The sequence below is a fragment of the Neotabrizicola shimadae genome (genome assembly GCF_019623905.1).
GTDB classification, from domain to species: Bacteria; Pseudomonadota; Alphaproteobacteria; order Rhodobacterales; family Rhodobacteraceae; genus Neotabrizicola; species Neotabrizicola shimadae.
On the sequence record NZ_CP069370.1, the window covers coordinates 1507088 to 1529337 of the forward strand.

Sequence of the window (22250 nt, forward strand, 5' to 3'; positions counted from 1 at the left end):
CACTCCGGAGGCCCGGGGCAACGCCCATGGCCTTTCTGTCCCACCCAGAGGCTGACCCATGACCAATCCCCGCCACAACCTGCGCGACATCTTCCCGCCGACCGGCCCCGAAATCACCGCGAAGAGCTGGCTGACAGAGGCACCGATGCGGATGCTGATGAACAACCTGCATCCCGACGTGGCCGAAAACCCGCACGAATTGGTCGTCTACGGCGGAATCGGCCGGGCCGCCCGCACCTGGGAGGATTTCGACCGCATCGTCGCCGCGCTGAAGACGCTGAACGACGACGAGACGCTGGTGGTGCAGTCCGGCAAGCCGGTGGGCGTGTTCCGTACCCATGCCGACGCGCCCCGCGTGCTGATCGCCAATTCCAACCTCGTGCCGCACTGGGCAACCTGGGACCATTTCAACCATCTCGATCGCCAGGGCCTGATGATGTACGGCCAGATGACCGCGGGGTCCTGGATCTACATTGGCACCCAGGGCATCGTGCAGGGCACCTACGAGACCTTTGCCGAAGCCGGTCGCCAGCACTATGCCGGCGATCTGACCGGCAAGTGGATCCTGACCGGCGGGCTTGGCGGCATGGGCGGCGCGCAGCCGCTGGCTGCCGTGATGGCCGGCGCCTGCTGCCTGGCTGTCGAGGTGGACGAAACCCGCGTCGATTTCCGCATCCGCACCCGGTATCTGGACGCCAAGGCTCACACGCTGGATGAAGCCCTGGCCCTCATCGCAGACTGGACGGCGAAGGGTGAGGCCAAATCGGTCGGCCTGGTGGGCAACGCCGCCGAGGTCTTCCCCGAACTGGTCGCCCGCATGAAGGCGGGTGGCGCAGGCGTGCCGAATGGCCGGCCCGACATCGTGACCGACCAGACCTCGGCCCACGATCCGCTACATGGCTACTGCCCCGCCGGCTGGACCGTCGCCGAATGGCGCGCCAGGCAGGAGACCGATCCGAAGGCAGTGGAAGCCGCCGCCCGGGCCAGCATGAAGGCCCATGTTGCGGCCATGGTGGATTTCTGGAACGCCGGCGTGCCGACGCTCGACTACGGCAATAATATCCGCCAGGTCGCGCTGGACGAGGGCCTCGAAAACGCCTTCGCCTTCCCCGGCTTCGTGCCCGCCTATATACGGCCGCTGTTCTGCAAGGGCATCGGCCCGTTCCGCTGGTGCGCACTGTCGGGTGACCCGGAGGATATCGCCAAGACCGACGCCGCGATGAAGAAACTCTTCCCGGAAAACAAGCACCTGCATCGCTGGCTTGACATGGCGCGTGAACGCATCGCTTTCCAGGGCCTGCCCGCGCGCATCTGCTGGATCGGTCTCGGCGACCGCCACCGCGCCGGGCTCATGTTCAACGAGATGGTCGCCTCGGGCGAACTCAAGGCCCCCATCGTCATCGGTCGCGACCATCTGGACTCGGGCTCCGTGGCCTCGCCCAACCGCGAGACCGAAGCGATGAAGGACGGATCGGATGCCGTGTCCGACTGGCCGCTTCTGAACGCGCTTTTGAACTGCGCCTCGGGCGCAACCTGGGTTTCGCTTCACCACGGCGGTGGCGTGGGGATGGGCTTCAGCCAGCATTCCGGCATGGTCGTCGTGGCCGACGGCACGCCCGAAGCGGCAAGGCGGCTGGAACGTGTGCTTTGGAACGACCCGGCCACAGGGGTCATGCGCCACGCCGATGCGGGCTATGACATTGCGCTGGACTGCGCGCGCGAACACGGTCTGCGCCTGCCGGGCATTCTGGGCAATTGACTTCAGCGCGGCCCGAACAATTCGGGCCGCTCCCGCTCCAGCGGTTCCAGGTAGTGCAGCAACTGCCGCAGGTGGCGCTGCACCGCTGCCCGCGCCGCCACCGGGTCGTGCGCCTCCAGCGCCGCAAGGATAGCGCGGTGTTCGTCCAGCGTCTGCGCCGGCCGGCCCGGCACCGGCAGGATCAGCCGCCGCGCGCGGTTGACGTGAAGCCAAACCGTGTCCGACACCTGCGCCAGATGCCGGAGCCCGGTGAATCCCAGGATCAGCTCGTGCATCTCGGCATCGGTCTTGTGAAAGCCGGCCGTGTCGCCATCCTTCAATAGCGCCGCCTGCACCACAAGATTGCGGCGAAGAAGCACCAGTTGGGACTCGGTGATCGTTTCTGCAACCCGTTCGGCCGCCGCTACCTCGATCGCCTCGCGGATGAAAGCCCCCTCGCGGATCTCCTCCATCGAGAACCGCGCCACGAAGGTGCCTGCCTGCGGTACAACCTCGACAAGCCCTTCGGCAGCCAACCTCGCCACCGCATCCGAAACAGGGCTGCGCGATACGCCCAAGGCGGCGCAAATCTCGGGCTTCCGAAGGATCTCGCCGGGACGGTAGGTCAGCGCAAGGATCGCGGTCCGCAGGCACTGGTACACGCGTTGTCCAAGCGAGCCCTGAAACCGGTCCAGAGACAGCAGCCGGGTTTCGGCGCTTTGGTCTTGTGGCGACAACTCAGCCTCGGGTAACATGCTAACATGCTAGCGAAGGCACCCGCCAGGGGCAAGCCAAAGCAGAGAGGATCCATGGCCGAAGGCATCATCCGGCTGCACGACAGCGACAACGTCGCCATTGCGCTTTCCGATCTTTCCAAGGGGGCAAGCGCCGGTGGCATGACACTTCCAGGCGCGGTCCCCCGTGGCCACAAGATCGCCCTGCGCGCCATTGCGAAGGGCGAGAACATCATCCGCTACGGCCAGATCATCGGCCAGGCGACCGAGGACATTGCCGCCGGTGCCCATGTTCACAGCCACAACCTGGGCATGGGTCCCCATTCCACCGATTATGCCATCGGCAGCGAAAGCCGGCCCCTGCCGCCGTTGGAGCCCATGAGTTTCATGGGCTATCACCGCCCCGATGGCTCGGTCGGCACGCGGAACTACCTGGGCATCCTGACCTCGGTGAACTGCTCGGGTTCGGTCGCGCGCTTCATTGCCGAAGCTGCCGAGAAAGACGCCGAGTTGAATGCCATGCCGGGCCTCGATGGCATCGTTCCCATTGTCCACGGCACCGGTTGCGGCATGTCGGGCACGAATGAAGGCTACCAGACCCTGATGCGCACTTTGAAGGGGTATGCCCGCAATCCGAACTTCGGCGGCATCCTGCTGGTTGGCCTGGGTTGTGAGGTCATGCAGGTTCCGGACCTCGTCGGCCAGGGACGTCTGCGCCCGGACGGCAACTTCCGCTACATGACGATCCAGGGCGAAGGCGGCACCCGTGCCACCATTGACCGAGCCCTGAAGACCCTGCGCGAAATGGCTGAAATCGCAGGAAAAGCTGTACGCGCCCCTGCCCCGGTTTCCCACCTGGTGGTGGGCCTGCAGTGCGGCGGCTCCGATGGGTACTCTGGCATCACGGCAAACCCGGCGCTTGGCCACGCCTCCGATCTGCTGGTCCGCATGGGAGGCACCACGATCCTTTCCGAAACGCCCGAAATCTATGGTGCCGAGCATCTTCTCACGCGTCGCGCCGTCAGCCGTGAAGTGGGCGAGCGCCTCTTGGAGCGGATCCGCTGGTGGGAGGATTACACCGCACGCAACGACGGCGAGATGGACAACAATCCCTCGCCCGGCAACAAGCGGGGTGGCCTGACCACCATCCTCGAAAAGTCGCTTGGCGCCGTCGCCAAGGGGGGCACCGCACCGCTGACCCAGGTCTACAAGTTTGCCGAGCCCATTACCGAACGCGGATTCACCTACATGGACAGCCCCGGCTACGATCCGGCCTCTGTGACCGGCCAGATCGCCTCGGGCGCCACGATGATCGTGTTCACCACCGGCCGGGGTTCCGTCTCGGGCTACAAGCCCTCGCCTTGCATCAAGCTCGCTACCAACTCCGAGATGTATGGCCGCATGAAGGAAGACATGGACATCAACTGCGGCGACATCCTCGACGGGGTCAGCATTGAAGCCAAGGGCCGCGAGATCCTGGAAGAGATCGTCGCTGTCGCATCCGGCAAGAAGACCAAGTCCGAAGAACTCGGCTTTGGCGGAGCAGAGTTCGTGCCCTGGCAAATCGGCGCAGTCATGTAACCGGATCAACCGGTTACAGGTCGATGCTCACTCAGTGAACCGAGGTTGCCTGGTCCATCCCCACGCATCCCGGATCATCTGCGGCATGGTGGAGCGCTCTGGCATCCAGCCCAGATCCTCCACTGCCCGCGCCGAGCCGGACACTAGCGCCGTCGCATCTCCAGGACGTCGGTCGCCAAAGACCACCGGCACTTCGCGGTTGGTCACCAGCCGCGCTTGGTCGATCACCTCACGCACCGAGAAGCCCTTGCCGGTGCCCAGGTTGAACACGCGGCTTCCCTTGCCCTCCAGAAGCCAGCGCAGACCCAGCACATGAGCCTCGACCAGATCCATGACATGCACATAGTCGCGGATGCAGGTGCCGTCCGGCGTGGGGTAATCGGTGCCGAACACGGTCAGTGCCGGGCGCTTGCCGTCGATCGCATCCAGCAGGATCGGGATCAGATGTGTCTCGGGCTCGTGCTGTTCGCCCACTTCGCCTTCCGGATCGGCGCCCGCCACATTGAAGTACCGGAAGATCACGTGGTTCAGGCCAAAGGCATCCCGGAAATTGAAGAGAATGTCCTCGATCGCCTTCTTCGAGGCGCCATAGGCATTGATCGGCTTCTGGGGCGTATCCTCGTTGAGCACCACGCCATCCTGATCGCCGAAGGTCGCACAGGTGGAAGAGAAGACAAAGTTGCGTATGCCGGCGGCCACCGTGGCCTCGATCAGGTTCAGCCCGCCATTCACGTTGACCCGCCAGTACTTGGCCGGGTCCTTCATCGACTCGCCCACAAGCGACAGGGCCGCAAAGTGCATGACGGCTACTGGCTTCCATTCGGCCAGCGCCGCGTCGATGGCCGCGCGGTCCATCAGGTCGCCTTGGACGAAGGGGCCGAACTTCACCGCTTCGGCCCAACCGGTATTCAGGTTGTCAAAGGTGACCGGCTCGAACCCGGCCCGCTTCAGCGCTTTGCAGGCGTGACTGCCGATGTAGCCTGCGCCGCCCGTCACCAGAACACGTTCACCCATCACGACCTCGCTTGTGCCTCGACCCGCGCCGCCCAGGCAACGGCCGCGACGATCATCGCGGCACCCACCAGCACGGCAGCGTTCACCGGTTCATCGAATATCATGACCGTCGCCGCCGTCGCCCAGATGATCTGGAAAAACGCGACGGGTTGCAGGACGGCCACGGGGGCAAGCTTCAGGGCACGGGTCATGCACAGCTGGCCGATCGTGGCGGTGGCGGCCGAGGCGGCAATGAGGGCAAGGTCGCGGCCGCCGACGGGTATCCAGGCCAGCGCCGCAAAGGGCAGAAGACACAGCGCCACGCTGGCGGACAGAAGGGCCACGACGACCATGGGCTCGAGCCGGCGGACCAGCACCTTGGCGATCAGGTAGCTGACGGCGAAGATCAGGGCGGCGGCGACCATGGACAGGTGCGCGGCCGAGATCGGGGCGAAGCCGGGGCGCAGGATCACGACAGCCCCCGCCAGGGCGATGATCACGGCCCAGAGGCGCACCCGCGTCAGGCGTTCGCCAAGGAAGATCACGCCGCCGGCCATCATGGCCACCGGGAAGAGGTAGCCGATGGCGGTGGATTCCGCGGGGGTCAGCCGGGCCAGCGCGTAGAACCAGGCGGCCACGGCGAGGGCGTGGACCACGGCGCGCAGGGCCAGCGGGCGGGCCACCCCTTCGGGCAAGCCGCGGCGGACCACCAGGACCAGGACCGGCGCGAGGACCAGGGCGCCGAGGGCGAAGCGGATGAAGGCGGCCTGCACGGCCGGGACGGCGGGGCCGACGGCGTGGATCAGGGCATTGGTCGCCACGGTGAGCAGACCGGCGACCAGGCTCCAGGCAATCCCCGCTATGGGGCGGTCGGTCGTGGCGGTCATGCTGCCCCCCCTTGGCGCGACCTATGGCCTGGACCGGCCCCCGTCACGCGGGGCCGGCCAGGGTCTGCAGGGCCGCCATGGCTGCGTCGGCGTGGTCCCTGGGGAGGAAGATATGGTCGTGATGCCAGCCGGCAATGAGGTTGGCGGGGATGCCGGCCTGGGCGAGGGCGTCGGAGACGGCGGCGGTCAGGCCGACGGCGTCGAGGGAGGAGTGGATGGTCAGGGTGATGCGGGCCCAGGGGCCGGAGAGTGGCCAGCCCCTGCCCTGAAGCTCGGACCAGGGGGCGATGACCGTGACCCCCTCGGCCTCGCGGATTGTGGCCCAGGCTTCGGGGACCACCGTGCCGGCGGGGGCCAGGGCATAGGCCCAGTCAAGGGGGTCGAGCAGGGGCCTCATGCCCTCGATCAGCCGCTTCAAGTCGCGCTCGCCGGTCATGCCCTGCCCCCAGGCCCAGGGCGTCCGAGCTCGGACGCCCCCTCCAGTCCTGCAAAATCAATACGTTACAAGTCCGCTTTAACTTGGACTTAACACTTGTCCGAGGGCCGCCGGATCAGCCGAGCTGGGCCGCCACGTCTTCGGGCACGTCGAAGTTGTGGGTCACGGCCTGCACGTCATCGTCTTCTTCCAGAAGGTCGATGAGGCGCATCAACTTTTGTGCGGTGTCGAGGTCCACCTCGGTCCGCGACTGGGGGCGCCAGACGAGCTTGGACTCGGTCGACTCGCCAAGCGCCTTTTCCAGCGCGTCCGAGACTTCGGAGAGGTTCTCGACCGCGCAATAGATCCAGTGGCCTTCCTCGTCGGATTCCACGTCGTCCGCCCCGGCCTCGAGCGCGGCCATCATCACGTCATCGGCCGATCCGGCCGAGGCGGGATAGGAGATTTCGCCCATCCGGTCGAAGGAATGGCTGACCGACCCGGTCTGGCCAAGGTTGCCGCCGGCCTTGGAGAAATAGGAGCGCACGTTGGAGGCAGTGCGGTTCAGGTTGTCGGTCAGCGCCTCGACGATGATGGCGATGCCGCCGGCGCCGTAGCCTTCATAGCGGATTTCGGTGTAATCGGCCGCGTCGCCCATCTGCGATTTCTTGATCGCGCGGTCGATCACGTCCTTGGGCATGGATTGGGCCTTGGCCGCCTTTACCGCCAGACGCAGGCGCGGGTTCATGTCCGGGTCGGGCATCCCCATCTTGGCCGCGACGGTGATTTCCTTCGACAGCTTCGAGAACATCTTCGAGCGCATCGAATCCTGCTTGCCCTTGCGGTGCTGGATGTTCGCCCATTTCGAATGGCCTGCCATGACCTTTTCCCCAAGTCCCTTTTCGGTGATGGCGTCCTATACACGCGCGCCATGGGGGGCCGCAACCCCGGCCCCCTGCGCGCGTGCCATGCGGGTGCCCCCTCACCCCATCCCTCTCCCGCAAGGGGAGAGGGAGGCGCATTGTGCCCGCGGGGGCGCCACGGAGCCGGGTGATGCGGGAAGCATCCGGCGATACCGGTCAGAAGTTGTACAGAAGCGGCACGAAGATGGTGACCACGATCGCCGAGATCACGTTCAACGGCACGCCGAAACGCAGGAAATCCTGGAAATTGTAGCCGCCGGGTCCATAGACAAGCGTGTTGGTCTGGTAGCCGATGGGCGTGGCAAAGCTGGCCGAAGCGCCGATCATCACGACCACGACGAGGGGCCGGGGGTCCACGCCAAGCGTGTGTGCCAACTGGATGATGATCGGGGTGCAGATCACCGCCACCGCGTTGTTCGAGACGATCTCGGTCAGGAAGGAGGTCAGCGCATATACGGCGAAGACCAGAATCCAGGGTGCCAGCCCCTGAAGCCAGGGAGCAAGCCAGCCGACCACCATCTCGACCGCGCCGGAATGTTCAAGACCCGCGCCCACCCCCAGCATCCCGAACAGGAGGGCCATCAGGCTTCCATCCACCGAGGCCAGCGCCTCATCACTGTCGATGCAGCGTGTCACCAGAACGATGCCGACCCCGGCGAAGGCGAGATACTGGATCGGTGCGACATTCAGGGCCGCGAGCCCGACCACAGCCACCAGCACGGCGATGACGATGGGGGCGTGTTTGCGCCGGTAGGCCCGTTCTGTCGGGTGCGAGATGTCGACAAGCTCCATGTCGGCGGCGAGCCGCTGGATGTCTTCCATCGCGCCTTCGAGAAGGAGGGTGTCGCCGACCTGCACCAGAAGGTCGTCGAGCTGCCGGCCGATGTTCTGGTTGCGACGGTGCGCCGCCAGCACATAGATGCCGTACCTGCGGCGAAGACGCATTTCGCCCAATGTGCGGCCGATCATGCGGCAGCCGGGCGAAATGAGCACCTCGACCGTGGCAGTCTGGACCGAGGAGAGCTTGTCCACCTCTCGCATGTCCAGATCCTTGTGGTCCTTGAGACCCAGAATTTCGGACATGGCCGTCCGCAGCACGACGCGGTCGCCGGGTTCCAGCACCACGGCCGCCATGTCGCCCCGCCGCAGCGAGGTATCGCCGCGCAGCACGTCGATCACCCGTGCATTGCCGCGCTTGAACAGTTCGACCTCTTGCACCTTGCGCCCGATGAGGGAGGACCCCTCGGGGATGGCCACCTCGGTGAAGAACTTCATGCCCTTGCGGTCTGACAACAGTGACGACATCGACTCGCGCACCGGAAGCAGACGGTTGGCGAAGGTGGCGATGTAGATCAGGCCCGCGATGGCCACGACGATGCCGATGGGCGTCATTTCGAAGATGCCGAAGGGTTCCAGCCCCTGCTTGCGCGCCACGCCATCGACGACAAGGTTGGTCGAGGTGCCGACCAGCGTGATCGTGCCGCCGAGAATGGTCATGTAGCTGAGCGGGATCAGGAGCTTCGAGGCCGCGATGCCCAGCTGTTTGCCGAGGCGCACGAAGACCGGCATCATCACCACGACGAGCGGCGTATTGTTCAAGAAGGCCGAGGCCCCGGTGACGCCGAACCCGAGAGCGGTAAGGGTGCGGGCCGGTGCCCTTTCGGCATTGCGCGACACCGCCGAGGTGACGATTTCCAGCGCCCCGGTGCGCACCAGGGCGCCCACGATGATGAACATGGCCGCGATGGTCCATGGCGCGTTGTTGGACAGGACCGAGGGCACGTCTTCCATGGGCAGGATGCCCAGAATCAGCATCAGCACGGCCCCGCCGATGGCCACGACCTCAACCGGGTAGATCTCTTTCAGGAACATGACGAACATCCCCGCGAGGATCAGAAGGGCGATGATCGCCTGCCAGGTCTGGGGAATGTCGAGGCCAAGCATCGGGGACTCCGTCCGGGGAAAATCACGACGCTTCTAGACGGGATTATGGAAGATTCAAACCGTCTTGATGCCCGGCTGCGCGAGATTCGTTCTGTTGCACAAGAATCAGGCAGTCGCGGCGGTCGAGGGGCGTGGCCTTGGCTGCACCAGCGCGACGCCCGCCAGCATCACCGCCATGGCCGCCCAGACGAGCGGCGAAAAGCGTTCGCCCAGAAGCACCATGGCCGAGACCATGCCGCTGGCCGTGACGAGGTAGGAGGATTGCGCGGCGAAGACCGCGCCCGCGGCAGCGGCGAGCCAGACATAGGAGGTGTAGAGGAGCGCGTGCATCGCCGATGACACGATGAGCGCCCATTCCGGCCGGCCCCAGGGCTGCAGCGGGCTGATCCACTGGCCGAAGGCGAGGGTGAGCGGCAGGCAGAGCGCCATGCCCACCAGCGAGGCGCCCAGCATGGCCGAGAGCGGGTCGGCGCTGGCCCGCCCGCTCCAGGCGACATAGTTCGCCTCCATCGCATAGAAGAGCGGTCCGATCAGCGCGAGCGGCAGGAAGGCGGCCATGGCGGGATCGGGCAGGCTGGACTTGGGCAGGGCGATGAGCGCGACGCCGGCAAGGCCGAGCAGCAGACCGACCAGCCGCCCCCAGGCGAAGCGGTCGTTGCCGACCATGAGCGCGATGGGAAAGGAGATCAGCGGCACCATCGAGATGACGATGGACATGATGCCGGCGGGCAGGCGGCTGACCGAGAGGTAGAAGGTGAAGTTCGGGACCAGCGTGCCAAGGATCGCGACCAGCGTGTAGAAGCGCAGCGAGGTGGCGTCGAGCGGCAGCGGCTTGCGGCGCACCAGCGCGATGGTGCCGAGGACGAGGACGCAGATCACGAGTTGCCAGAAGATCAGGCCGAAGGGCGGGTGGCCGGTTTCGGTGGCGATCTTGCCCAGGGGATGCGAGAGGCCCCAGCCGAACCCAAGCCAGAGGAGCGCTGCCACCGCCCTGCGGCGGCTGATCATGGCGCGGCCTCTTCCAGGCGGCCGCCCTGGCGGATCATGCGCACACGGGTGGCGCGGCCGGTGCGGTCGTCGGTTTCCACATAGACGCCCGACAGGGTGGCAGGGCCCTCGGCGGGTTCGAACCGGGTCTTGGACATGCCGGTGATGAAGCGGCGCAGGGGCTCCATCTTCTCCATGCCGATGACGCTGTCGTAGTCGCCGCACATGCCGGCATCTGTCTGGTAGGCGGTGCCGCCCTTCAGGATCATCGCGTCGGAAGTGGGGACATGGGTGTGGGTGCCGACCACCAGGCTCGCCTGGCCGTCGCACCAGTGGCCCATGCCCATCTTTTCGCTTGTCGCCTCGGCATGGACGTCCACCACGGTGGCCTGAACGGCGCCGCCGAGCGGGTGGGTCTTGAGCACGGCTTCGACGGCGGAGAACGGGTCGTCGAAGGGGCGCTTCATGAAGACCTGGCCCAGGACCTGCGTGACCAGCACGCGGCGGCCCTGCGTTGCCTCGAACACGCGGGCCCCCCGGCCGGGGGCGACCTTGGAGAAGTTCAGCGGGCGTAGGATGCGCGGCTCGGTCTCGATGAAGGACAGCATGTCCTTCTGGTCGAAGGCATGGTCGCCAAGCGTAATGCAATCGGCCCCGGCCTGCAGGATCAGGCGGGCGTGTTCGGCGGTGAGGCCCACGCCGGAGCTGGCGTTTTCGCCGTTGACCACCACGAAATCGAGGCCCCAGGCCGCGCGCAGGGCCGGCAGCCGTTCAGCCAGCGCCGTGCGACCGGCGCGGCCCATCACATCGCCAAGAAACAGGATCCGCATGAACCAAGCCCCTACGCCGCCGTGCGGGCGGCGGCAAGCCGGAAACCGACGCTTAGGACAGGAGGTGCGCCACGCTGTCCTGAACGGCCTGAAGGCTGGTCCAGCGCGGGCGGTAACCCAGCAGGCGTTCGGCCTTGGCGATGGAGTGGCTGGGACTGCGGATGATGTGGTCCAAGGTGGCCTGGGCATCCTCGGGAGCAACACCCTCTTTCCAGTCGTCGAAGGGCTGGAAGGTCAGCGCGGGGGCATGGCCGAACCAGCGGAACATCGCCTCGGCATAGCCGCGCAGCGTGACCGCGGCGGGCGAGACGGCGTTGAACGCCTCTCCCACCGAGGCTGAGCGGTTGTCGATGGCCAGGGCCAGGACCTGTGCCACGTCTTCGGCATGGACATGGTGCACGGTTTCCAGCCCGAAGTTCGGCAGGGCCAGGGTCTTGCCGTCACGGATGTCTCGGATGACCTGCGGGTTGAAATGGCCGGCCGGGTTCAGGGGCGCCCAACCCGGCCCGACGATATGGCCGGGGCGCACCACGGTGGCGGGCAGGCGGCCGCGGCGGGCGCGGTCCAGAAGCATGTCCTCGATGCGCGACTTGTCGATGCCATATTGGCCGAAGGGGCTGCGCGGGTCTTCCTCGCGCGCGGGAACCGTGGTCAGGGTCCCGTGCACCCAGATGGTGCCCACATGCAGGAAATGCTGCACCCTGCCCTCCAGCGCATCAGCCAGATGGGCGGCGCTTTCGGGGGTGAAGCAGATCATGTCGATGACGATGTCGGGAGTCAGGCCCGCGATGGCGGCACCGAAACGGCCTGCAGCTTCTTCGGCGGTGCGGTCCATCACCACGGTTTCCACCTGAGCCCAGGCCGCATGAGGCAGCCAGGGGCGCGACAGGCCGCGCGTGACGTTGACCACCTGGTGACCAGCCTCGACAAGACGCGGCACAAGGTAGGTGCCCACATGCCCCGCGCCGCCGATGATGACGATCCTTGCCATTCCACCCCTCCCCGATTGCGGCGTGACCTTGCGGGGGGCGACCGGCAGGGTCAAGCGCGCCCTTTCCCCTGCCCCTTTCCCACCGGACCCGGCCGCCCTATCCTTCGGCCCATGCCCGCGCTTCCCCCCCGCCTGACAGACTGGTTTGCCGTACAGGGCTGGACCCTTCACCCGCACCAGATGGAGATGCTGTCCCGGACCGATGAGGCGGCGACGCTGCTGATCGCGCCCACGGGCGGGGGCAAGACTCTGGCCGGGTTTCTGCCCAGCCTTGCGGAACTGGGAGAGACCCCGGCGGCGGGATTGCACACGCTTTATGTCTCTCCCCTGAAGGCGCTGACGGCGGATATCCGGCGCAACCTTGGCCGCCCGGTCGAAGGCGCGGGGCTGAAGATCCGCATCGAGGACCGGACCGGCGACACCTCGACCCACACGCGGCGGCGGCAGCGGGCGGACCCGCCGCATATCCTGCTGACGACGCCGGAAAGCCTGGCCTTGATGCTGAGTTACGAGGATGCGCCGCGGCTCTTTGGCGGTTTGCGTCGCGCGGTGGTGGACGAATTGCACGCTCTGGCGGAATCGAAGCGCGGCGACCAGTTGATGCTGGGGATTTCGCGCCTGAAGGCGCTGGCGCCGGGGCTGCGGGTGGTGGGCCTGTCGGCCACGGTCGAGGACCCTCCGGCACTGGCGCGCTATCTGGCCCCGGCGGGATGCGGCGTGCTGGTGGCCGATCCCGGCCCCGACCCCGACATCACCATGCTGGACACCGACGAGGCGCCGCCCTGGGCGGGCGGTGGCGGGCGTTATGCCATTCCCGCGATCCTGGAGGAGATCCGGCGCCACCGGACGACGCTGATCTTTCACAACACGCGGGCGCAGGCGGAGCTGTTCTTCCGCGACCTGTGGCTGGCCAATGAGGACAACCTGCCTGTCGCCATCCACCACGGCAGCCTGGCGCGCGAACAGCGCCAGAAGGTCGAGGCGGCGATGGCCGAGGGCGCGCTGCGCGCCGTGGTCTGCACCGGCACTCTGGATCTGGGCATCGACTGGGGCGACGTGGATCTGGTGATTCAGGTGGGCGCGCCGAAGAACGTGAAGCGCTTGGTGCAGCGCATCGGACGCGCCAACCACCGCTACAACGCGCCCTCCAAGGCGCTGATCCTGCCCGCTAACCGTTGGGAAGTGGTGGAATGCCAGGCGGCACTGGCGGCGGTGCGCGAGAGGGATCTGGACGGCGAGCCGCGCGGGCGCGGCCCCCGCGACGTGCTGTGCCAGCATATCCTGGCCCGCGCCTGCGCCGGGCCGTTCCTGGCGGAAGAGCTTTATCTTGAAGTGCTTGGCGCCGGACCCTACAGCGACCTCACAAGGGCGGAGTTCGACGCCTGCCTGGATTTCGCGGCGACTGGCGGCTATGCCCTGCGCGCCTATGACCGCTGGCAGCGGCTGAAGCAGACCGGGGGGCACTGGCACCTGCGCGATCCGCGCGCGGCAAGCGTGATCCGGCAGAACCTGGGCACCATCGTCGGCACCGAGACGCTGTCGGTGCGGCTGCGCGGGCGCGGCCTTCCGCTTGGCGAAGTGGAAGAGGATTTCGCCGCAACCCTTACCCCCGGCGACACTTTCCTGATTGGCGGTGAGGTGGTGCGCTTTGACGGATTGCGCGAATTGACGGTGGAGGTGAGCCGCGCACCGGGCCGCGCGCCGAAGGTCGCGGTGTTCAACGGCACGAAGTTCTCGACCTCGACCCTGCTGACCCATCGCATCATGGGGATGTTGCAGCAGGAGCGCTGGCCCGAGTTGCCCGCCCATACCGCGCGCTGGCTGGCCTTGCAGCGCGAGCTGTCGCGCCTGCCTTCGCCCGACCGGCTTCTGTGCGAGAGTTTTCCGCATGACGGATATGAACATCTGTGCATATACGGCTTTGCGGGCCGCAACGGCCAGCAAACGCTTGGCCTGCTGATCACCAAGCAGATGGAAGCGATGGGGCTGGCGCCCCTAGGCTTTGTTGCCACCGATTATGCCACGCTGATCTGGGGGCTGGAGCCGGTGGTGGACGCGGCCCCCCTGTTCGATGCCACGACGCTTCGCGAGGGGCTGGAGCATTGGCTGGCTGGCAATGCGGTTATGAAGCGAACGTTCCGGAATTCGGCCATCATTGCGGGGCTCATCGAGCGAAACAACCAGGGGCGGCGCAAGACCGGGCGGCAGGCGAGCTTTTCGTCGGACATCCTGTACGACACGTTGCGCCGGCATGACCCCGGCCATCTGATGCTGCAGATCACGCGGGAAGAGGCGCTGCGGGGGCTGGTGGACTTTGGGCGGGTCGAGGACATGCTGGCGCGCACCGGCGGGCGGATCGACCTGTTGCGCCTGTCCCGCCTGACTCCGCTGGCGGCGCCCCTGTTCCTGGAACCCGGCAAGGTGCCGGTGGAGGGTGCGGGCCGCGAGCGGCTGGTGGCGGCCACGGCCGAGCGGCTGATGGCCGAGGCGGGGTTGGGATGAGCACACATCATCCGTTCCGCCTGCTTGGCGTGGCGCTTGAAGCCCGTGCTTCGGGGGCGCTGTGGCACGAGGAATCGCGGCTTCTGGTGGTGAGCGACCTGCATCTGGGCCGGTCGGAGCGGCTGGCGCGGCGCGGGGGCGCGCTGTTGCCGCCCTATGAGACGCGCGAGACGCTGGCGCGGCTGGATGGCGAGATCGAGGCCACGCGACCGGCCCGCGTGATCTGCCTGGGCGACAGTTTCGACGACCTGGCTGCCGTGGGCAGCCTGGACGAGGCCGAACGGCTGTGGCTGGCGCGGCTGATGGCGGGGCGCGACTGGGTCTGGATCGAGGGCAACCACGATGCGGGGCCGGTCGAGATTGGTGGCTCCCACCGGGCCGAGGTGGGGCTTGGGCCGCTGGTGTTGCGGCATATCCCGCAGGCGGGCGCCGTGGGCGAGCTGGCGGGGCATTTCCACCCCAAGGTGGTGCTGGCCGGGCGCAGCCACCGGGCCTTCCTGATCGACGGGGCGCGGGCGATCCTGCCGGCTTTCGGCGCCTATACCGGGGGAATGCGGCCCGACGATCCGGCCCTGGCGGGGCTGATGGCGCCGGGGGGCCTGGCCGTGCTGACTGGGGCGCGGGCGATCCCGGTGCCGCTGGCACCGCTGCGGCGCTAGGGGTCAGTGCCGGCCCTAGTGCCGGCCCTAATGCCGGCCGGTGCGGGCGATGACGGCCACCGCCGCCAGACCCACGGCCATGACCAGAAGCGCGGCCGGCGCGGCCTCGCCCAGTTTTTCCAGGCTGGCCAGTTCGAAGGTGCGGGTGGAGAGGGTGTTGAAGTTGAAGGGGCGCAGAAGCAACGTGGCGGGCAGTTCCTTCACGCAGTCCACGAAGACCATGAGCAAGGCGGTGGCGACCGATCCGCGCATGAGCGGCAGGTAGATGGCTGAAAGCGCCCCGCCGCGCGTGCGGCCAAGCGAGCGGGCGGCGAGCGGTAGGTTGGGCGAGACGCGCCCGAAGGCCGCATCGACCGTGCCCTGCGCGATGCCGAAGAAGCGCACGACATAGGCCAGCACGAGGGCGCCGGCGGTGCCGGTCATCACAAGGCCGGGGTCGTGGCCGGTGAGCGACAGCACCAGGTCGGCGAAACGGTGGTCCAGCGCGGCGAGTGGGATCAGGATGCCCACGGCCAGCACCGCGCCGGGCATGGCATAGCCCAGCGTCGTGGCGGGCAGCGCGAGCCGCACGAGCGCGCTGCCCGACAGGCGGACGCCATAGACGAGGAACAGGGCCGCCGCGACCGTGATGACGGCGGCCGAACCGCCCACGGTCAGCGTGCTGATCAGCGCCTGGCCAAGGCCGGGGGCCAGCCAGACCTGGGGATTGCGAAGGGCGTGCCAGCCCATCACGCCCACGGGCAGCAGGAACCCCGCGGCGAAGGGCAGGAAGCAGGCGAGGCTGGCGCCCCAGGCGCCGGGTCCGGTCAGCCGGTGCGGCTCGACCGGACGGGCGGAGCGGCTGAGACGGTGAAAGCGGGCGTTGCGGCGCGACAAGCGCTCGACCCCGACCAGCGCGAAGACGAGGAACAGGATGACCCCCGCGATCTGCGCCGCACCACCGGCATTGCCGCCGTTCAGCCAGGTCGAGAACACGCCCGTCGTCAGGGTCTGGACCGAGAAGTAGCTGACCGTGCCATAGTCGGCCACCGTCTCCATCAGCACCAGCGTCACGCCGACCGCGATGGCGGGGCGTGCCAGTGGCAGGCCCACGCGGCGGAACACGCCCCAGGGCCCGCAGCCAAGCGCGCGGGCCACCTCGTAGGCGCAGCCCGACTGTTCGCGGAAGGCGGCGCGGGCCAGAAGGTAGACGTAGGGGTAAAACGCGGCCGCCAGGACAAGGATGGCAAAGCCGGTGGAGCGCGCGGAGGGAAACCAGTAGTCGCGCGCCGAGGTCCAGCCGAAGGTGGCGCGCAGCGCGGTTTGCAGCGGCCCGGCATAATCCAGGAAATCCACCAGCGCATAAGCCCCGACATAGGCCGGGATCGCCATCGGAAACAGCAGCGCGGTGGACATCCAGCGCCGGCCCGGGAAGTCGTACATCGAGACCAGCCAGGCCGTGCCCGTGCCCACCACCGCGGTCAGGAGACCGACGCCCAGCATCATCTCGAACGTGGTGCGCAGATAGCGCGGCAGGACCGTGGCCATCAGGTGGGGCCAGATGTTTTCGGACGGCGTGAGCGCGAGCCACAGGACCGACAGCATCGGCGCCAGGACGACGGCGCCGATGACCAGCGACCCGAACATCCAGCCATCCGGGCGCGGCATACGGGCGGCGAGGGGAACTTGACTGTTTTGCTCGGCCATGGCGAAGGCGCTACAGGAAAGCCGTTTCCCTGTCCAGAAAAGCCTTTATAGTCCGCGGCAGGCAAGAAACGGACCAGAAATGCGGATCGTCTACCACCTTGGCGCCCACTGCACCGACAATGAGCGCCTGCTTCGCTGCATGTTGAAGAACAGGGGTGTCCTTGCCGAACAAAGCATCGTGGTGCCCGACCCGGCCCGATATCGCAATCTTCTGCGCGACACGGCCATCGCCCTGAAGGGGCAGCCCGCCTCGCTGGAAACCCAGGCGATCGTGCTGGACCAGATCATGGACGAGGATCAGGCCGACCGGCTGGTGCTGTCCTGGGAGAACTTCCTGAGCTTTCCGAAATGGGTGGTGAGGGGGATGCTTTATCCGTCGGCCGGCGAGCGGATCCGGGCCTTTACCCAGATCTTTCCCCAGATCGAGGCCGAGTTTCACCTGGCGATCCGCAACCCGGCGACCTTCCTGCCCGACCTGTTCCTGCGGCGAAAGGACAGCAGCTTCGAGGCGTTTCTGGACGGAACACAACCCGAGGACCTGCACTGGTCGGACACGATCCGCGATATCCTGACCCAGAACCCGGGCGTCCCGCTGACCGTCTGGTGCGATGAGGACACGCCGCTGATCTGGCCAGAGGTGATCCAGGCCGTATCGGGCCACCGGCCGGGCACGCGGATGGCTGACCTGAACGAGCTGTTGCGCCGGCTGATGACCGATGACGGGCTGACGCGGATGCAAAGCTATCTGGAAACGCACCCGCCTGCGACCGTGCAGCAGCGCCGGCGCATCGTCTCGGCGTTTCTGGACAAGTTCGCCGTCCCCGACATGATCGACATGGAGGTCGATCTGCCGGGCTGGACGGAGGACGCGGTGGAACGCATGACGCGGACCTATGAGGCCGACGCGGCGGCGATTGCCGCCATGCCTGGGGTCACCTTCCTGGAAGCCTGAGCGCCTGAAACGGAACGGCCTGTCAGGCCATGCCGAGGGCGGATTTGTAGACCTCGAGGATCGCCTCTTCCTCGGCCAGATCGTCGGGCTTGCGCTTGCGGATGGCGACAATCTTGCGCATCACCTTGGTGTCGTAGCCGCGGCCCTTGGCTTCGGCCATCAGTTCCTTCTGCTGGTCGGCCACATCCTTCTTTTCGGCTTCCAGCTGTTCAAAGCGCTCGATGAACTGGCGCAGCTCGTCTGCGGTGACGGCGGCGGCATCGGTCAGGTCGGACATGGGGTTCTCGCTATGCCGGATGGGAGCCGCTTCCTACCCAAGCGCGCCGGCGGGATCAAGGTGAAGGCACCTGCGATGATTCACGCTTTGTTTCAAGTTTTGCCCGACTCTGCCCCTGTCATCCATCTCCGGAGGTTCCATGCTTTCCACAGCCCCCCCCGAAGCGCCGCTGCTGGACGGGTCGGACAAGGCCTATCTTGTCGGCTATCTGGAAAACCTGTCCCTGATCGAGCGGCTGCACCGCCTGCTTCTGGACGTGATCAAGGACGAGTTCGAGCGGCTGGACGTCTATGAGATCAACCCGGTGCAGGCGCTCTTGCTGTTCAACATCGGCGAGAACGAGGTTTCCGCGGGCGAGTTGAAGAGCCGCGGCTATTACCAGGGCTCGAACGTCAGCTACAACCTGAAGAAGCTGGTCGATCTGGGCTACATGCACCACCAGCGGTCGGAAGTGGATCGCCGGTCAGTGCGAGTGCGGCTGACGGAAAAGGGCCGGCGGATGCGCGTGACGCTGGCGCAGCTTTTTGCCCGCCAGTCAGAGGCCCTGATGAAGCGCGGTCTGGTGGACATCTTAGCGATGGAGGATGCGAACCAGCTCCTGAAGCGGCTGGAACGGTTCTGGACGGAGCAGATCCGGTATATCTACTGACCACTGCCGGAGGCCAGCCGGGCGCGGGCGAAGCCTGCGATCTCGGCCAGCAGGGTTGCAAAGCGATCCGGCGCCGGGCGCTGGCCCATGACCCAGGGCAGAAGGTCCTGATCGTTCTCTTCCAGAAGCGAGTCGTAAAGGTCCAGCGTTTCGGGCGCCATGCCAGCCAGTTGCGCATCGGCATAGGGGCCGAGGATCAGGTCCATCTCCTTGGTCCCGCGCCGCCAGGACCGCATCCGCATCCGCTTCAGCCGCGCTTCAGGTGTTTCGCCCGCCATCGCGCCTCTCCTTCCGGTCATGTGGCCTTCCCTTCGCCGAAACCGGTCGGACGCGCAAGGCATCGGCCCGCCCTTGCCGGTGGGCATGGCGCCGCAGCCTGCCCGCTTGATCCGGCGCGGCGGCCCCCCTAAGACCGGGCAGCCGATGCAACTGACCGGACCCTGTCCGGCGATGGAGACCGCGATGCCCTTCCTGTCCGATACGCTTGCCCGCGTGAAACCCTCGCCCACCATCGCGGTGACGACCAAGGCGGCCCAGCTGAAGGCCGAGGGGCGCGACGTGATTGGCCTGGGCGCGGGCGAGCCGGACTTCGACACGCCGCAGAACATCAAGGATGCCGCCAAGCGTGCCATCGACGAGGGCAAGACCAAATACACCGCAGTGGACGGCATCCCCGAGCTGAAGCAGGCGATCTGCGCCAAGTTCCTTCGCGAGAACGGGCTGACCTATACCGCGGCACAGGTGACGGTGGGCACGGGCGGCAAGCAGGTCTTGTACAACGCGCTGATGGCCACGCTGAACCCCGGCGACGAGGTCATCATTCCGGCGCCGTACTGGGTGAGCTATCCCGACATGGTGATGCTGGCCGGCGGCACGCCGGTGCCGGTGGTGGCCACGCTGGAAAACGCCTTCAAGATCACCGCCGAGCAGCTGGAGGCGGCGATCACCCCGAAGACCAAGTGGTTCATCTTCAACTCGCCGTCGAACCCGACGGGCGCGGGCTATTCGCGTGACGAGTTGAAGAAGCTGACCGATGTGCTGATGCGGCATCCCCATGTCTGGATCCTGTCGGACGATATGTACGAGCATCTGGTGTTCGACGACTTCCGTTTTGTCACCCCGGCCGAAATCGAGCCGGGCCTTTATGACCGAACGCTGACCACCAACGGCGTCAGCAAGTCCTATGCGATGACCGGCTGGCGCATTGGCTATGGCGCGGGGCCGGTGGCGCTGATCAAGGCGATGGGGACGATCCAGTCGCAGTCGACCTCCAACCCCTGCTCGGTCAGCCAGTATGCCGCGCTGGAGGCGCTGACGGGGCCGCAGGACTTTCTGGCGCCCAACCGCAAGCTGTTCCAGGCGCGGCGTGATCTGGTGGTTTCCATGCTGAACCAGGCCAAGGGCATCACCTGCCCGCGCCCCGAGGGGGCGTTTTACGTCTATCCCGACATCTCGGGGCTGATCGGCAAGGCCACGCCCAAAGGCACGGTCATCACCAATGACGAGATCTTTGCCACGGCTCTGCTGGAGGAAACCGGCGTGGCGGTGGTGTTCGGGGCGGCCTTCGGGCTTTCGCCGAACTTCCGCGTCAGCTACGCTACCTCCGATGCGGTGCTGGCAGAGGCCTGCGCGCGCATCCAGCGGTTCTGCGCCGAGCTGATCTGAGGCGCAAGGTCGGAGAGACGATGTCGGGCGATCTGCCGGAGTTCTATTTCCGCATCCGCGACAACGGCGCGGCGGTTTTCCGGGTGGATACGGAGAACCGCAACCGCCGCATCGAGATGGACGAGATCGCCACCGTCAACGTCAAGAACGGCAACATCCGCCCGCATGGCGACCGCAAGCTGAGCGACGAGGAAGTTGCGGCGATCCGCGCTTGGCTGGAGGCGCGGGTGGCGCTGCTGGCGCGGCGCGACATCGACGACATCCTGCGCACGGTCGATCACCTGAACCTGACGGCGCAATGGGCGCAGTCGAAGGCCGGGGACGACGAGCTGGAAGAGGTGACGGACGCGCTGCTGCTGGCAATGCACGACCTGCGCACCGTGCTGGTGCGGCGCAAGTCGGAACGGCTGATGAAGGGCGAGGCGGCGGAATAGGCCGGCTCAGGCCGGTGCGAGGCCGGACCCGGCGGCAACCTTCGGCGCATGGGTCCAGAACCGGATCATCAGGCTGACCGAGGCGGCGGCCAGACCGATGGTCAGCCCCAACCACAGCCCGATGCCACCGAAGCCCATCGGGAAGGCCAGCACATAGGCCGAAGGGATGCCGATCACCCAGTAGCTGATCGCCGCAAGGATCATCGGCACCTTCGTGTCCTGCAGGGCCCGCAGGAAGCCAAGCGCCATGACTTGCATCGCGTCGCCCAGCTGGAAGAGCGCCGCCATCGCCAGCAGCGTCGTGCCATAGGCGATGATCTGCGCGCTTTCCGGCTTTGTCCGGTCGGTAAAGACACCGATGATCTGCTCCGGCCATGTGAGGAAGACGGTAATCACCACCGCTGCCACCGCCAGCGACAACAGAAGCGCCGCCTTGGCCCCGTCGCGCAGCGCCCGCGCATCCCCGGCCCCGTCGGACTGCCCCAGCCTCACCGTCGCCGCGTTGGACAGGCCAAGGTGAAGCATGAAGGTCAGCGCGGCCGCTTCCATCGCGATGCCGTGGGCTGCAAGTTCCACCGTGCCGATCCAGCCCATCATCACCGAGGCGGCCGAGAACAGCCCGCTTTCCGCCAGCCCGGTCACGCCGATCGGCCAGCCAAGGCGGAACACCGCCTTCAGCGCGGGCGGATCGGCCCGCCAGAACCGCGTCAGCAGTCGCAGCTTGCGCAGCTGCGGCTGGGTCACGGCATAGACGGCCAGGATCAGGAAGTTCAGCGTCTGAACCGCCAGAGAGGCCAGCGCCGCGCCTTCGACCCCAAGCTCGGGGGCGCCCCACCGGCCGAAGACCAGCACCCAGCACAGCACGGCATTGACGAAGACGCCGGCCAGCGTGCTCCACAGCACGACCTGGGTACGCTCCAGCGCGGCGAGGAAGCTCTTGAATGCCATGATCAGAAGCGCCGGCACCATGCCAAGCCCGGCGATCCGCAGGAAATCCTGGCCATGCATCGCGACTTCGGGCTTTTGTCCAAGTGCCAGCAGGATCGGGCCCGAAAACCAGAACACCGGATAGACCAGGATCCCGTAGAGGATGGACAGCCACAGCCCCATGCGGGTGTCGCGGCGGATGCGCGTCTCGTCGCCGCTGCCGCGGGCAGCGGCCACCAGAGGCATCACGGCCTGGGCGAAGCCCGAGCCAAGGATGAAGACCACGAAAAAGGTGGTGGTCCCCAGGACCAGCGCCGCCAGTTCGGTCACGCCATACCAGCCCATGATCACGGTATCCGTGACATGCAGCGCCATCTGCGCGAGATGGCTGCCGATCAGCGGCAGACCCAGCACGAGCGTCGCACGCGCGTGGGCGGGAAGGGACAGCGATGTCGTCATGGCCCTGCCTTAGACCG

Annotated in this window: 21 protein-coding genes; 8 read left to right on the forward strand and 13 right to left on the reverse strand. The window is 66.8% G+C overall.

From position 1 onward, the window contains the following. Window positions 1-58 precede the first annotated feature (58 nt). Complete coding sequence (gene hutU / locus JO391_RS07265) at window positions 59-1759, forward strand: urocanate hydratase (RefSeq protein WP_220663752.1); 1701 nt, start codon at window positions 59-61, stop codon at window positions 1757-1759. 2 nt (window positions 1760-1761) lie between these two features. On the opposite strand, the gene JO391_RS07270 is transcribed toward hutU, so the two are convergent. Then, window positions 1762-2475, reverse strand: a complete 714-nt coding sequence (locus tag JO391_RS07270; RefSeq protein ID WP_259444847.1) for a GntR family transcriptional regulator — start codon at window positions 2473-2475, stop codon at window positions 1762-1764. Window positions 2476-2547: 72 nt separating this feature from the next. On the opposite strand from JO391_RS07270, the gene JO391_RS07275 reads away from it, so the two are divergent. After that, the gene (locus tag JO391_RS07275) at window positions 2548-4053 is read left to right on the forward strand and encodes a D-arabinonate dehydratase (RefSeq protein ID WP_220663756.1); all 1506 of its coding nucleotides are present in this window, start codon (window positions 2548-2550) and stop codon (window positions 4051-4053) included. Window positions 4054-4080: 27 nt separating this feature from the next. Here the strand turns inward: JO391_RS07275 and galE are convergent, their stop codons facing one another. From galE to JO391_RS07315, 8 genes are all read right to left on the reverse strand, one after another. After that, the gene (galE, locus tag JO391_RS07280) at window positions 4081-5067 is read right to left on the reverse strand and encodes a UDP-glucose 4-epimerase GalE (RefSeq protein ID WP_220663758.1); all 987 of its coding nucleotides are present in this window, start codon (window positions 5065-5067) and stop codon (window positions 4081-4083) included. Then, window positions 5067-5933, reverse strand: a complete 867-nt coding sequence (locus JO391_RS07285; RefSeq protein WP_220663760.1) for a DMT family transporter — start codon at window positions 5931-5933, stop codon at window positions 5067-5069. Before JO391_RS07285 ends, galE begins: the two co-directional genes overlap by 1 nt. Before the next feature lie 43 nt (window positions 5934-5976). Then, the gene (locus tag JO391_RS07290; RefSeq protein WP_220663762.1) at window positions 5977-6369 is read right to left on the reverse strand and encodes an ACT domain-containing protein; all 393 of its coding nucleotides are present in this window, start codon (window positions 6367-6369) and stop codon (window positions 5977-5979) included. Between the two features lie 115 nt (window positions 6370-6484). Continuing rightward, window positions 6485-7228, reverse strand: coding sequence for a YebC/PmpR family DNA-binding transcriptional regulator (locus JO391_RS07295; protein ID WP_220663764.1), 744 nt, complete (start codon window positions 7226-7228; stop codon window positions 6485-6487). 199 nt (window positions 7229-7427) lie between these two features. Continuing rightward, on the reverse strand, window positions 7428-9215 hold the full coding sequence (locus tag JO391_RS07300) for an SLC13 family permease (protein WP_220663766.1): 1788 nt from the start codon (window positions 9213-9215) through the stop codon (window positions 7428-7430). Window positions 9216-9320: 105 nt separating this feature from the next. After that, window positions 9321-10223 (reverse strand): DMT family transporter, encoded by a 903-nt coding sequence (locus tag JO391_RS07305; protein WP_220663768.1) that lies wholly within the window; start codon window positions 10221-10223, stop codon window positions 9321-9323. Further along, complete coding sequence (locus JO391_RS07310) at window positions 10220-11032, reverse strand: TIGR00282 family metallophosphoesterase (protein WP_220663770.1); 813 nt, start codon at window positions 11030-11032, stop codon at window positions 10220-10222. Before JO391_RS07310 ends, JO391_RS07305 begins: the two co-directional genes overlap by 4 nt. A 52-nt stretch (window positions 11033-11084) precedes the next feature. Further along, window positions 11085-12023 carry an NAD-dependent epimerase/dehydratase family protein gene (locus JO391_RS07315; RefSeq protein ID WP_220663772.1) on the reverse strand — a complete coding sequence of 313 codons (939 nt, stop codon included), beginning with the start codon at window positions 12021-12023 and terminating at the stop codon, window positions 11085-11087. 111 nt (window positions 12024-12134) lie between these two features. Between JO391_RS07315 and JO391_RS07320 the strand changes: the two genes are divergently transcribed. Beyond that, window positions 12135-14525, forward strand: a complete 2391-nt coding sequence (locus JO391_RS07320) for a ligase-associated DNA damage response DEXH box helicase (RefSeq protein ID WP_220663774.1) — start codon at window positions 12135-12137, stop codon at window positions 14523-14525. Next, window positions 14522-15184, forward strand: a complete 663-nt coding sequence (gene pdeM / locus JO391_RS07325; protein WP_220663776.1) for a ligase-associated DNA damage response endonuclease PdeM — start codon at window positions 14522-14524, stop codon at window positions 15182-15184. The genes JO391_RS07320 and pdeM overlap by 4 nt, the downstream gene beginning before the upstream one ends. Before the next feature lie 27 nt (window positions 15185-15211). Here the strand turns inward: pdeM and JO391_RS07330 are convergent, their stop codons facing one another. Beyond that, complete coding sequence (locus JO391_RS07330; RefSeq protein WP_220663778.1) at window positions 15212-16870, reverse strand: ABC transporter permease; 1659 nt, start codon at window positions 16868-16870, stop codon at window positions 15212-15214. 79 nt (window positions 16871-16949) lie between these two features. Here JO391_RS07330 and JO391_RS07335 point away from each other — a divergent pair, with 79 nt between their 5' ends. Further along, a complete protein-coding gene (locus tag JO391_RS07335; protein ID WP_220663780.1) occupies window positions 16950-17822 on the forward strand; it encodes a hypothetical protein in 873 nt (290 codons plus the stop codon). Window positions 17823-17844: 22 nt separating this feature from the next. Here JO391_RS07335 and JO391_RS07340 read toward each other — a convergent pair whose 3' ends face one another. Next, complete coding sequence (locus JO391_RS07340) at window positions 17845-18099, reverse strand: DUF2312 domain-containing protein (protein ID WP_220663782.1); 255 nt, start codon at window positions 18097-18099, stop codon at window positions 17845-17847. A 139-nt stretch (window positions 18100-18238) separates the two neighbouring features. Here JO391_RS07340 and JO391_RS07345 point away from each other — a divergent pair, with 139 nt between their 5' ends. Then, entirely contained in the window at window positions 18239-18748 is a 510-nt protein-coding gene (locus tag JO391_RS07345) for a MarR family winged helix-turn-helix transcriptional regulator (RefSeq protein ID WP_220663784.1), read from the forward strand. Here JO391_RS07345 and JO391_RS07350 read toward each other — a convergent pair. Then, on the reverse strand, window positions 18742-19047 hold the full coding sequence (locus JO391_RS07350) for an FAD assembly factor SdhE (RefSeq protein ID WP_259444848.1): 306 nt from the start codon (window positions 19045-19047) through the stop codon (window positions 18742-18744). The two genes, JO391_RS07345 and JO391_RS07350, sit on opposite strands and share 7 nt — an antisense overlap. A 163-nt stretch (window positions 19048-19210) precedes the next feature. On the opposite strand from JO391_RS07350, the gene JO391_RS07355 reads away from it, so the two are divergent. Both JO391_RS07355 and JO391_RS07360 read left to right on the forward strand, forming a co-directional pair. Next, window positions 19211-20413: a pyridoxal phosphate-dependent aminotransferase gene (locus tag JO391_RS07355; protein WP_220663785.1), complete on the forward strand. Its 1203-nt coding sequence runs from the start codon at window positions 19211-19213 to the stop codon at window positions 20411-20413. Window positions 20414-20433: 20 nt separating this feature from the next. Continuing rightward, window positions 20434-20847, forward strand: coding sequence for a hypothetical protein (locus tag JO391_RS07360; protein ID WP_220663786.1), 414 nt, complete (start codon window positions 20434-20436; stop codon window positions 20845-20847). 6 nt (window positions 20848-20853) lie between these two features. Here JO391_RS07360 and JO391_RS07365 read toward each other — a convergent pair whose 3' ends face one another. Next, complete coding sequence (locus tag JO391_RS07365) at window positions 20854-22233, reverse strand: MATE family efflux transporter (RefSeq protein ID WP_220663787.1); 1380 nt, start codon at window positions 22231-22233, stop codon at window positions 20854-20856. Between the last annotated feature and the right edge of the window lie 17 nt (window positions 22234-22250).